Origin of the sequence: Novosphingobium sp. GV079 (assembly GCF_003058045.1) — a bacterium.
Classification (GTDB): Bacteria; Pseudomonadota; Alphaproteobacteria; order Sphingomonadales; family Sphingomonadaceae; genus Novosphingobium; species Novosphingobium capsulatum.
Window position 1 is genome coordinate 1 of the sequence record NZ_QBUE01000036.1, and the last position, 8665, is coordinate 8665.

Genomic DNA, 8665 nt, shown 5'->3' on the forward strand with positions numbered 1-8665 from the left:
CAAAAGGGCACGCCTTACCACTGGCTGGGTTTTAATCCGCCACGCTCAGCACCTCGCCGGCGTTCCAGTGGCTGGTTTTGTCACCGCCGTGCACAGACCATTCTAGTTCGCCATATTCGACCACCAGTCTCCCGATGATGTCGCCTTCGAGCTTGAAGTGGTCGAGCGCGGTGCGCGTATAGATTTTCACTGCCATGCGGGCCTCAACTGTTAAAACTCCGCGCGGTCTGGCGCAGCGATCGGATCTACCGAGGATTTTTTTGGGCTGAACCGGGTGGGGTGTGAGGGAATATGGCTCGATAGCACACTAGCATGTGCCTACCACTGGGACGAAACCAGCCGTCCGATTGCACAACCGCTAGTTCCGCCAGGTCTGCTTAAGCTCCTCGTCGAACCATTGTTCAGCATCCTCCAGCGGCCCCATTACGGAACGGAAGCTGAGATAGTGACCGTATCCTCGCTGCTCGAGCCAACTCCGGAATGCGCTGAAGGACGGCATGCGGGCCTGGCCCGGCTGGACGCCAACCTCATCAGCCCATTGGCTCGCCAAATGGCGAATTGCCTTTTCGCACTCGCTCTTTTTCACAAACGCCCCATCGATCTGGTTATTGCTTAACTGCTGTGGCGTCCGCAGCGGCTGGTCAAGCCGGCGTCCTCGCGCACGCGCGCGCGAAGTGTTCGGATAGACGCCCCCAGATTTGGGGAGAGTTGCCACGTCTTCGACGCGCGACGAGGTTGGTGCATGCGGAACCGGCCAAGATTTACGAGATGGTTACCGGAGCGCGCGCCGTTGGACGCGATAACAGGATGCGAGCCGGCGCCTCTCAAGCCGGATCGAACGAGTGCCCGCAATAGCGGCAACGCAAGGCATCCCGCTTTACGACCTCTGCGCACATCGGACACTTCTTGCCGTCATTGTCGATGGCTTGGGCCTCGAGCGCCTTCTTGTCGGGTTTGATCACCAGCACATGGACGATGGCGACGATAAAAATCGCTGCGCCATAGAGCCACCAGAGAAAGAAATTGCGGCCCTTGCTGTGGGCGATCGCGCCAACAATAATTCCAAGAAGCGCAGCTACGACCAAAAACATTGTAAAGCCCCCCCGATTCGACATGCTGAGGGTATTCTCCGGCGGAGCTTTGTCCAGCACCAGTGAGGCTCCAGGCTAACGGAAATCATCCAGTTATTGCTGCCCTCGAATCTTCGCCGTTGCCGTCAGCCCTACCTCGTGCACCACTTCGCTGATGTTCTCATACAGCGCCGTCCCGAAGATCGGCCGGGGCGGCATGCGGCTGGTGCCAAATTCGTGGAACGGCGCCAAATCGGAGGTCGATCCCACCCATGCGGTATTACCCGAGACCTCGTGGCCGATGCTGTCACGCAACTCGCCACTGCGCAGGAGAGGTTCGTCCTCCGGATAGCCTTGGGCGACGCGATCGGCTTTGGTCGCATCCGCCAGAGGTTCCCAGGCAGGAATGGGGCCGACGGCGTCGTGATATTCCCCGATGGCGTCCCTGGCCTTGTCCGCAAGCAGCGAGGCCGCCTTTTCTAGCCCGTTATGGGCTTCGGCCGCCGCCGCCTGAGCCGCAATGCGCTCGAAGTGGGCGGCCAGGGAGCCCAGGCCATCGAAATCCATTGTCAGCGCCCTCCCCAGGCGACCGTGGGCGGAGCGTGCGAGGTGTTGAAGCGGGTCGAGCCGGTGTTGGGCCGGCGCGCTTGGTCCCCGATCGCCTTTACGACGTGGGTGACGACGTGCTTGTCGCCAACGTGCACAGGGACGGTCGCATGCACGACAATCGGGCGAGGCGGGCTCACGTAGGGCGACCCGTGCGCACGGTTCTTGTCCTGCGCCCACTGGTCTGCCGAGTTGAGCAACGTATCGGCGCCGCGGAGCGTAGTGATCAGGGCATTGAGGGGTGGACTGATCGCAGACAGAGCCGGCACGAAGTTTTTCGTGATCAGGTCAGCAATCCCGGTAACAGCCCATTTGATCTGGCCGCCCATCCAGGTCCAGATTTTCGACAGGTACGGCGTCACGTCGTTCCAAAGGTTCTGCGCCATCTTGAGGTACGGTGCGGCCGCCTCCTTCAGCTTGTTCCAACGCTCGCCCATGGCTTTGACGGCAACCTGCCAGTTATCGCCGATCACATAGCCGATTGCCTTTGCAATGTGGCCGAGCTTGTCCAGCCGCTCCTGAAACGGCGCCCAGACCTTGCTGGCCTTGTCCGCGACCCAGCCGGCCGCTTTGGTCGCAGCGGTCCTCATACCATCCCACATGGCGCTGAGCTTAGGCCCGACCCTGTCCCAGTTGCGGTAGACGAGGTAGGCGGCAGCGCCAGCCGCCGCGAGGCCGATCGTCAGCGGGCCGCCCATGATGCCGGCAACCGTGCCGATCACAGGCACGATCCTGGCAAGGCCGCCCAGCATCATGAAACCCTGCAAAGCAACCCCAGCCAGTCGCAAGGTGCCGCCGACCGCCATGGCCGCAGACAGGCCAGCGAATCCACCGATCAGCACCTTGAACGCGGGCTTATGCTGCTCGGCAAACGCGCTGATCCCCGTAAGCACGTTGCTGGTCAACTCCAGCGCACGAACGTAAGCAGGCAGGATCACGGTGCCGATCTGCATTTTCAGCGTGGCCTCCCGCGCGAGCAGGGCCGCTTCCTGGCCGGCAGCCGTCTTGCCGGCAGCGCCCACGGTGGCATCCAGGCCCATGGCCTTGCGGTTCGCTTCTGCCTGCGCCGCCAGTTTCTGCCGCTGCTGGTATGCCGTGGCGAGCAAGCCTGCCCCGCGCGAATTTGATGCGATCATGCCCAGTTCGGCCAGCACATCTTTGTCGCTGGTGATCCCCTGGCGTGCGAACGCCGGCAGCAGGACATTTTCCAGCAAACCTTGGACGCCGCCATTCATCAGTGCATCCATACCGACAAAGGCACCGGGCAGGGCACGCTTGAGCTTGCCCAGCTTGTTGAACTGCACCTTCGACCGGTCGAGCAAACCCAGCCGATAAAGCTCCTGCTGTGACAGGACCGAACCTCGACCCTGGCCCAGGTTGCCGTAAATGGCGTTCAAGCCCGTGCCGAAGCGAAACCCGCCCATTTCCTGCACCAGCGGCTCCGATTTCAGGTAGAACGCGCTGTTGGTCATCATTTTCGCGAGAATGCCGCCCGTCTGCATGACCTGAAGCAATTGGCGGCCATCAACGCGCCCGCGGCTGGCGTTGACGATCTTCATCGCGTCTTCGGCCTGGGCCTTGAAGTCGGCTTCGCTCTTTGTCCCGCCGCGATATTCGATCGCTTTGAGCAGGCCGTACATCGCGTTGGTGCGGCTGGCGCCACCCTCCCCATATAGCGCGTGATTGGCGAAATTGAGTTTAGCCATGATCGGCGCGACGAAGTCGGCTTCGTGGGTATTCTTGAAGATCGCCAGCGCATCGCCGTACTGCTCGGCCATCTGCCGGGCGCTGTTGCCGATGATGTTGGCCGAGCGCGCAAACTTGTCCGCATGGGCCACGACGCCGGCGCCCAAGTTCAGAGACGCGATCTTCTGCAACTCGGTCTGGTAGAGCTTGGCCTCCTCGATCGGAGCTTTGAACAGGCGCAGCCCGGCAAAGCCCATCGCGGCCACGGCGCCGGCGGCAACGGCGGTCTTGCTCAGAGCGGTCAGGCGAGACTGGTATGCCGCAGCGTCCTTTTCGCCGGTGCGCAGGTGGCGCGACAACAACGATAGGCCGGGGATGGCCATGTTCATCAGTTCGAGCCTGATGGCGACCTTGTATGCTTCGGTGGACATCTGGTCCCTCCAATCTGGGCGGCTGGTCAGTTGAACCGGGCGCGGGGCGTGGGGCTGATCTCATCCATCAGCGCGGCATACTGGGCCAGCAACGCCACGTGCTGCTTGATGGTCTGTCGGACCTCTCGGACGGCGGCCCGCTTCGTGGCGAGCGCCAGGGCGAACGTCTCCCGGCAAGCAAACTCCGATCGGACAACCTTCACGCCCTGAACCTCGGCAAGTGTTTTGCGCAGGGAGGCAGTGTCGATCTCAGCCTGCGCGATGTCGCGTCGGACTTCCGCGATGCGAATTGCCAAGGCGTCTGCAAGCGGATCAGCGTTAGGCGCGGTCATAGTGGAAACCTCAAATTTCGGCATCGATGCGGGCGAACGTCGCCAGCAATTCGGCCAGGTTGGTGTCGGGGGCGTGTTCGTTCCAAAGCGCGATATCGGCCGGGGCGAGGTGGTCAGGGCAAAAAGACCCGTGCTGCTGCCGGTATTGGGTGATCCAGGCCATGAGCGCGGGCGCGATTCGTTGCGCCTTGTCAGAGTGCAGTCGCTGCGCCTCCAGTCGGGCCAGACGGTGTGACAGGTTCATGGCCGCTCCTCCCCACCGTTCCGGTCAGCAAGCCATGAGGCGCGCAGCGCGATAAAGTGCTCGGCTTCAGGAGCGGACAGGATGCCTGCGGCTACGCTCGCCCGAATCTCGTCGTCGGTTTGCGGATCGGCGTCTTCGTGTGCAGCGATCGCGGCATCCAATTCCGCGTCGGACATCCTGGCGATACGTCGAGCCTGCCGAGCGCTATCATTGCTCCCCACGCGCCCTTCCAGAGCGGCAAGGCGGTTTCGGATATTCATCGGGTAATCTCCCCTTCCAGCGCCGCCAGGCGGGCTTCCAGATCCGCTGTTTCGACAACGCGCCGTTGCCGTTCGATCAGGCTCATCAGGGCGTCGGCTTCGGCCGGCGTGATCTCGCCCGCGCTCACCGCTGCCAGGATGGCCTGGCCTGCCTCGACTAGGCCGGCGGCCCCATTGATCGACGGCAGCGAGATCGAGACTGGCGAATCCTTGCGCGCCGGCATCACTCGCTCGAGCACCAGGCGCGCGGCGGACGTGTCGCCCTGTTCTGCCGCCTTGATCACGGCGCGCGCGACATCTTCGGCCGAATTGCCCATCAGGGTTTCCAGGGCGGTGATGGCACGGTTGCGTGAGCCTTTCGGCCTGCCCGGGTTGCCCGGCTGGAACGGCCGCCCTCGCGTTGATCGTGCGTTTTTTCGCTGCTCAGTCATGTCTCATTCCAATGGGATTTGCCGTACCTTGAAAACCCAGCCTGGCGCCGCCGCACCACCCACCTCCCCCTTATAGGGGGGTGGTGGTACGGCAGCCGTGGGCGCCTAACCTGCCGCACCTTGCCGCACCCCACCTTGCAAAGGTCCGGCAGGCTCGGCCCAGTCCCCGACCACGATCCATTCTTTGGTCTCACGCTTCTTGTCGGGGCGACATTCGATCCGCAGCACCCCGTTTGCGATCCAGGCACTCAAGAGGGATTTGATTTTGCCTTTGGCCGCCCGATCGCTCACGTCCCAACCCATGACGCTCGCCACGGCCTTTCCAGCCCACGCGGCGGCCTGCGGATCTTTGCGCCATTCGCTATCGGCGATCGCCTGCTGCACGCGGTACAGGTCGCCGGGCCGGACATCGTCGAACGGGTCGGGCAGCTTCCAGGGCTCAGCAACCGCGATGCTGTCTCCATTGCCAAGGTCGACGGATGCCAGCCGGTACCAGTCCGCCTTCTCGGCTGGCGCGCGGTTGTGCTTGTCGTCACCGACGCTGATGCACCGCCGCCGTTCTGCATCCGTTATGCCCAGCCGCTCAGCCTCGTCATCGTTCATGCGGTTGAGCACCAGCGTCGATCGGGCAGCGTTGATTAGGGAAACTGCGCCGCGCGACGATAGGGCCGTAACCTCGCCGGCCCCGGCTTTGCTGGTGTGGTGGACCAACACAATGCAGCAGCTTGCGGCCTTTGCGACGCGGGCCCAGGCTTTGGCGATCGCGTCGATTTTGGAGTTGTGGTTTTCCTCGGCAGCGTGGCTGGAAACGAACGGATCGACGATGAGCACATCGATGCTGCGCCGGGTTAGTTCCGCGGTCAGCGCGTCATATACCGGCGTCAGAAGCTGGAAGCCCTCTGGGCCGTCCTCCGCCGTGCACAATCCGGCGCCATCCATTGCGCTGTCGACGAACAGGCGCCCTTCGATCTCGGCTGGACCAATGTCGTGATGCAGGGCTGCCGCTTGGATGGACCGGGCAAGCTCGTCGAGATCATCTTCCAAGTTCCACAGCCAGACACGCTTCGGTCCATTCCAGGTGTCCTTGCCCAGCAGCGGACGGCCTGTGGTCATGGCGAGTGCCGTACCGGCGAGCACAGTGGACTTGCCTGCGCCGCCAGGCGCCACCACGCAGGCAATGGTGCCGCGCAGGAACCACCGGCCGTAAACCCATGCTCGGGGCGGAATGCTGGATGGGTCGCGCCAGACGTAGGGCGTGGCGGCGACGCGCGGTGTGCCCGGTTCCGGCTCGGAATAGCCCCGTACCGGCTTGATGGTTTCGGCGAGACTAAGCGGCGGCATGGTGCGCCCTTCTGGTAAAGCGCGGCCGTGGCGTCGCACGTTCGATCCCTGCCGCCAGGCGTGCGGCCAACATCTGGTTGCTCACGACCAGTTCCGGGGCAGTGCGAAGATAGAACCAGGCGGGGGACTGCTCTGACCAATCGAGCACGCAAACGGCATCGCCGCCGGCGCTCATCCACTCCAGTGGCGTGGCCACGATCTCGACTGCATCGGAATCGGGCTCGGTCAGCAAGTGAGACCCCAGCGCCCAGCCGGTACCAATCCGCCACTGCCACCGGGCTGGACTGGCGGTTTGAAAGGCGATCAGATCAACCAGGCACGGCAGATCGATCTGGCCGAGGACGGTATCCAGCCGCTCCATGGCCATGACCGGCACAATCGCCGCCGTGCCCCCGTCCTGATCGGGTTCGTACAGGCCGTCAGATAGGGCGCGGACGCGCATGACGCCGAATTGCGGCTGGGTCATGCCCAAGCGGCAAAATGGCGCTCGGTCGACTCCCAGGGCCAAAATTCGGTCGATGTGGGCCTGGCGGACGCCGCGCACCGCGGTCCGCATTTCCTCGTGCAGCCAATCAGCCATGGCCGCCTCCCAGAAAAGGGGCACTGCAGGCGCGCAGAAACGCCAGGGCTTCATCCACTGACGTGCAGACCTTCGCCGGGTGCCCCCATCGATTGAGGCGATCGAGCCATTCCGCTTGGTTCTCGCTGAGCACACCGCCGGGGCGCTTGAACTCGATGAAGCACGATCCGCCCGACCACAGGGCAATGACGTCGGGAAAGCCGGCCGCCATGCCTTCGCGCTTTGCTTGGCGTACAGCAGCGGGGCCGCGCTTCGCAGCGTTCGGAATGGCCACCACGGAAACGGCAGGAGCGACATAGCGCAGTTGAGCGCGGAAGCCGGATTGGATGCGAAGCTCCGGCATGTTCGGCTGTGCACGCTTCATGCGCAGGCCCTCCGGCGGCGCTCAGCCTCCAGCATTTCCGTGATCCGTCGCGGGGCAACGCGATAGCTGCGGGCGAGGGCGTCCACGGTGAGGCTGTCGATATCGCGCGCGCTGACGAGCAGAGTTGCAAGCGCCGCTGTTGCCTGGGCGATGGTTGGCGGCTGACCATGTGACCGGTTCATTGGCGACCTCCCACCGGCGGGAATGGAAGGATCTGGGCAGTCTTCCTGCGTCGCTTGGCCGGCTTCGGCACGTCAATGGTTCGGCCGCTGATGCGCCAGATGTCAGCCTCCCGGTAGATCGCGCCCTGCACTGCAATGCACGATGGCCATTCCAGCCCAGGCAGCCCGGTCAGTTCGCCCTGAAAAGCCAAGGTGCAAACGCGGTCGCGGTCATGGGTAGCCACCGGTGGGAAGTGATCTCGATCGGTGGCGAAGTGAGTGACGATGGCGCCTTGGCTGGAGACCAGGACGACGACGCGCTTGTCGAGAGACCGGGCCCGGCTGGCCGGCTGGCCAGCAGCGGGCGGGGCACCAGCCGCACAGTGCGCCCCTTCGATCGGTGAGAGCAGGTCAACCATGCGACACCCCGCTGAAGGCAAGAGCGGCGATGGTCGCGGCATGCTCGACCGGCACGGCGTAGCGGCTGATCAGATGTTGAACGCGAAGGTGAGAAAGGGTAGAACGGTCGCGGATCTCGCCGGCCAGCTTGTCCACGACCCCACCCGCTGCGGTGGGGTTTTTCATTGCTCAGCAGCCCTCCAGCAGGGCGTGCAGGGCAGTCGCGGGCACGATCGTTCGGCCACCCACCCGCACCGCGCGAAGGCGGCCTGCAGCAATGTGATTGTAGATCGTGCTTTTGCTCAGGCTCGTTGCCTGGCACGCTTCACGGATGCTGTATCCGACCTTGGCGGGCTGGCTTTCCGTGATCATGCCGCCACCTGCGAGGTTGAGCGGATTAGCTTGGAAGCAACCCAGGCATCAAGGTCGGCGCGGCGATAGCGGACCGCGCCACGGTTGCCGGGCGAGAGTTTGGCGAAGGCAGGACCGCCGCCCGTCAAGCGAAAGCGTTCGAGGGTCGGCTTCGATAGACCGACGTAGGCTGCCGCGGCCGCAGTATCCAGAATTTCGGGGCTCATGGGCTATCTCCTGATTGGGATAGCCCCTTTGAATACGCATGTTTTGGATGGGGTCAGCAATAACCCCGTTTGAGAAACACCTCTATTTGAGGTGGTGCCGTTTTTCTGGACAGGATGATAAGCTCAGCCTGACCTGAGGAATGGACTGGAATGAAGACGACGAGAAAGCGCTACAGCGCGGA

General features: G+C 63.5%; 17 protein-coding genes. All 17 read right to left on the bottom strand.

Features of this window, described 5'->3' with window-relative positions; genetic code table 11:
• Positions 1–31: 31 nt before the first annotated feature.
• Positions 32–196, bottom strand: a complete 165-nt coding sequence (locus tag C8K14_RS22765) for a hypothetical protein (protein WP_158272000.1) — start codon at positions 194–196, stop codon at positions 32–34.
• Positions 197–358: 162 nt separating this feature from the next.
• Positions 359–715 carry a hypothetical protein gene (locus C8K14_RS22520; protein WP_133726916.1) on the bottom strand — a complete coding sequence of 119 codons (357 nt, stop codon included), beginning with the start codon at positions 713–715 and terminating at the stop codon, positions 359–361.
• 109 nt (positions 716–824) lie between these two features.
• On the bottom strand, positions 825–1151 hold the full coding sequence (locus C8K14_RS21800; protein WP_199223798.1) for a zinc ribbon domain-containing protein: 327 nt from the start codon (positions 1149–1151) through the stop codon (positions 825–827).
• 33 nt (positions 1152–1184) lie between these two features.
• On the bottom strand, positions 1185–1637 hold the full coding sequence (locus C8K14_RS21805) for an HK97-gp10 family putative phage morphogenesis protein (RefSeq protein WP_107719207.1): 453 nt from the start codon (positions 1635–1637) through the stop codon (positions 1185–1187).
• Between the two features lie 2 nt (positions 1638–1639).
• A complete protein-coding gene (locus C8K14_RS21810; protein ID WP_107719209.1) occupies positions 1640–3793 on the bottom strand; it encodes a hypothetical protein in 2154 nt (717 codons plus the stop codon).
• 26 nt (positions 3794–3819) lie between these two features.
• Complete coding sequence (locus tag C8K14_RS21815) at positions 3820–4125, bottom strand: hypothetical protein (protein WP_108350178.1); 306 nt, start codon at positions 4123–4125, stop codon at positions 3820–3822.
• A gap of 10 nt (positions 4126–4135) precedes the next feature.
• Positions 4136–4369: a hypothetical protein gene (locus tag C8K14_RS21820; RefSeq protein ID WP_107719213.1), complete on the bottom strand. Its 234-nt coding sequence runs from the start codon at positions 4367–4369 to the stop codon at positions 4136–4138.
• Complete coding sequence (locus C8K14_RS21825; RefSeq protein WP_133726942.1) at positions 4366–4629, bottom strand: hypothetical protein; 264 nt, start codon at positions 4627–4629, stop codon at positions 4366–4368. The genes C8K14_RS21820 and C8K14_RS21825 overlap by 4 nt, the downstream gene beginning before the upstream one ends.
• Positions 4626–4946, bottom strand: coding sequence for a hypothetical protein (locus C8K14_RS21830; RefSeq protein WP_107719217.1), 321 nt, complete (start codon positions 4944–4946; stop codon positions 4626–4628). Before C8K14_RS21830 ends, C8K14_RS21825 begins: the two co-directional genes overlap by 4 nt.
• A gap of 219 nt (positions 4947–5165) precedes the next feature.
• Positions 5166–6401 carry an AAA family ATPase gene (locus tag C8K14_RS21835; protein ID WP_107719219.1) on the bottom strand — a complete coding sequence of 412 codons (1236 nt, stop codon included), beginning with the start codon at positions 6399–6401 and terminating at the stop codon, positions 5166–5168.
• Positions 6388–6981 carry a hypothetical protein gene (locus C8K14_RS21840; protein WP_107719222.1) on the bottom strand — a complete coding sequence of 198 codons (594 nt, stop codon included), beginning with the start codon at positions 6979–6981 and terminating at the stop codon, positions 6388–6390. The genes C8K14_RS21835 and C8K14_RS21840 overlap by 14 nt, the downstream gene beginning before the upstream one ends.
• A complete protein-coding gene (locus tag C8K14_RS21845; RefSeq protein ID WP_107719224.1) occupies positions 6974–7345 on the bottom strand; it encodes a VRR-NUC domain-containing protein in 372 nt (123 codons plus the stop codon). The genes C8K14_RS21840 and C8K14_RS21845 overlap by 8 nt, the downstream gene beginning before the upstream one ends.
• The gene (locus tag C8K14_RS21850; RefSeq protein ID WP_107719226.1) at positions 7342–7527 is read right to left on the bottom strand and encodes a hypothetical protein; all 186 of its coding nucleotides are present in this window, start codon (positions 7525–7527) and stop codon (positions 7342–7344) included. The genes C8K14_RS21845 and C8K14_RS21850 overlap by 4 nt, the downstream gene beginning before the upstream one ends.
• Complete coding sequence (locus C8K14_RS21855) at positions 7524–7925, bottom strand: hypothetical protein (RefSeq protein ID WP_107719228.1); 402 nt, start codon at positions 7923–7925, stop codon at positions 7524–7526. Before C8K14_RS21855 ends, C8K14_RS21850 begins: the two co-directional genes overlap by 4 nt.
• Positions 7918–8091 (bottom strand): hypothetical protein, encoded by a 174-nt coding sequence (locus tag C8K14_RS22770; RefSeq protein WP_158272001.1) that lies wholly within the window; start codon positions 8089–8091, stop codon positions 7918–7920. Before C8K14_RS22770 ends, C8K14_RS21855 begins: the two co-directional genes overlap by 8 nt.
• Before the next feature lie 3 nt (positions 8092–8094).
• Positions 8095–8277 (bottom strand): helix-turn-helix domain-containing protein, encoded by a 183-nt coding sequence (locus C8K14_RS21860; protein WP_107719230.1) that lies wholly within the window; start codon positions 8275–8277, stop codon positions 8095–8097.
• Complete coding sequence (locus tag C8K14_RS21865) at positions 8274–8483, bottom strand: AlpA family transcriptional regulator (RefSeq protein WP_107719233.1); 210 nt, start codon at positions 8481–8483, stop codon at positions 8274–8276. The genes C8K14_RS21860 and C8K14_RS21865 overlap by 4 nt, the downstream gene beginning before the upstream one ends.
• Positions 8484–8665: the final 182 nt, after the last annotated feature.

Excerpts from the sequence above, each read along its gene's own strand:
- C8K14_RS22765 (WP_158272000.1), bottom strand. The coding sequence starts at position 196 with ATGGCAGTGAAAATCTATACGCGCACCGCGCTCGACCACTTCAAGCTC.
- C8K14_RS21805 (WP_107719207.1), bottom strand. The coding sequence starts at position 1,637 with ATGGATTTCGATGGCCTGGGCTCCCTGGCCGCCCACTTCGAGCGCATT.
- C8K14_RS21810 (WP_107719209.1), bottom strand. The coding sequence starts at position 3,793 with ATGTCCACCGAAGCATACAAGGTCGCCATCAGGCTCGAACTGATGAAC.
- C8K14_RS21815 (WP_108350178.1), bottom strand. The coding sequence starts at position 4,125 with ATGACCGCGCCTAACGCTGATCCGCTTGCAGACGCCTTGGCAATTCGC.
- C8K14_RS21820 (WP_107719213.1), bottom strand. The coding sequence starts at position 4,369 with ATGAACCTGTCACACCGTCTGGCCCGACTGGAGGCGCAGCGACTGCAC.
- C8K14_RS21825 (WP_133726942.1), bottom strand. The coding sequence starts at position 4,629 with ATGAATATCCGAAACCGCCTTGCCGCTCTGGAAGGGCGCGTGGGGAGC.
- C8K14_RS21830 (WP_107719217.1), bottom strand. The coding sequence starts at position 4,946 with ATGGGCAATTCGGCCGAAGATGTCGCGCGCGCCGTGATCAAGGCGGCA.
- C8K14_RS21835 (WP_107719219.1), bottom strand. The coding sequence starts at position 6,401 with ATGCCGCCGCTTAGTCTCGCCGAAACCATCAAGCCGGTACGGGGCTAT.
- C8K14_RS21840 (WP_107719222.1), bottom strand. The coding sequence starts at position 6,981 with ATGGCTGATTGGCTGCACGAGGAAATGCGGACCGCGGTGCGCGGCGTC.
- C8K14_RS21845 (WP_107719224.1), bottom strand. The coding sequence starts at position 7,345 with ATGAAGCGTGCACAGCCGAACATGCCGGAGCTTCGCATCCAATCCGGC.
- C8K14_RS21850 (WP_107719226.1), bottom strand. The coding sequence starts at position 7,527 with ATGAACCGGTCACATGGTCAGCCGCCAACCATCGCCCAGGCAACAGCG.
- C8K14_RS21855 (WP_107719228.1), bottom strand. The coding sequence starts at position 7,925 with ATGGTTGACCTGCTCTCACCGATCGAAGGGGCGCACTGTGCGGCTGGT.
- C8K14_RS22770 (WP_158272001.1), bottom strand. The coding sequence starts at position 8,091 with ATGAAAAACCCCACCGCAGCGGGTGGGGTCGTGGACAAGCTGGCCGGC.
- C8K14_RS21860 (WP_107719230.1), bottom strand. The coding sequence starts at position 8,277 with ATGATCACGGAAAGCCAGCCCGCCAAGGTCGGATACAGCATCCGTGAA.
- C8K14_RS21865 (WP_107719233.1), bottom strand. The coding sequence starts at position 8,483 with ATGAGCCCCGAAATTCTGGATACTGCGGCCGCGGCAGCCTACGTCGGT.